At 35.5% G+C, this 1,119-nt stretch carries 1 protein-coding gene; it reads left to right on the top strand.

The features are described 5' to 3' along the window. Window positions 1–170 precede the first annotated feature (170 nt). Window positions 171–485: a hypothetical protein gene (locus tag N0M92_RS29150; protein ID WP_260289029.1), complete on the top strand. Its 315-nt coding sequence runs from the start codon at window positions 171–173 to the stop codon at window positions 483–485. Window positions 486–1,119: the final 634 nt, after the last annotated feature.

The raw sequence follows: 1,119 nt of genomic DNA, 5'->3' as shown, positions 1-1,119 counted from the left end.
GCGTACTCTCAATTTAGTAATAAAAACCAGAATTTCAATACTCTGTTTAAAAGTAGGATAAAAAAATAATTCGCCTAATACACCGAGTGGTGCAAACCGTTGATACATCAATGTTCATAGAGGGAGGATAGTTCAATAAGAAAAGGGCATTTTTTCCTGAGGTATAAAGGATGATTTTTGGTAAGATGTCTTTATGGAGAAGTGATATTACAATGAAAATTTTTAAAAATAGAATAAAGCCCTTGTTTATTCCAGCGTTACTCTTATGGATAACAGCAGGAATTATCCACTTTGTTTCCACCTTGTATTACGGTGTTTACAATGATTATCGGTCTATGGCTTATATCCTCATAGTCATTGGATTGTCTTTAACATTAATTGAACGGTATTTATTAGAAAAGGCAACAAAAAAGGAACTAATTGGGCTAGGTTTGACATTTTTACTAATCATTTTATCTCAATTGTGGGTTATATATTTTTTGTGATTGAACAAACGGATGCTTTACCGGCTGCCACCACCATTATCAAAGGAATTGAGGATAGAAATTGAAATGAAGAAAAATATGTTTAGTTTTACGTCAGCCATAGTTGGAGTTATGGCTCCATTACTTTTATTTGCTTCAATTGAAATAATTAAGTTTAGTGATATATTACTAATTAGTAGTTTGAGCCTGTATGGTGTTTCTATTATATGTACGATTATCGCTGTGATAAGGAAAGAACAACATAAGATGAAGTACATCCCATTCCTTACACTAATCCCCTTTACTCTTTATCAATTATTAATTTTATTGGTTTATTCATTAGGGAAATTCATAAATGGGTAAACTAACGGGGCAGCATTCCTGTCCTGTATCAACTGAAATACTAAAAAGTTTGTGAAGAAATCTACTTAAACTAACGGGTGCGTTAGCTGAAGATCGGAGCTGTCTTTAAGGCAGCTTTTTCGTGCGCCCGGCATGGGTGCAATCTATAGGGTGAAAGTCCCGAATCATGAAGGCAGTAGTAGTGGTTAGCTTAATGCAAGGGTGTCCACGGTGACGTGGAATCTGAAGGAAGCAAGCGGCAAACCTCCGGTCTGAGGAACACGAACTTCATATAAGGCTAGGTATCATTGGA

The sequence above is a fragment of the Peribacillus aracenensis genome (assembly GCF_025175645.1).
In the GTDB taxonomy this organism is placed as follows: Bacteria; Bacillota; Bacilli; order Bacillales; family DSM-1321; genus Peribacillus; species Peribacillus aracenensis.
Note: the sequence above shows the minus strand (reverse complement) of the source record. Positions and strands in the feature narration are given on the sequence as shown.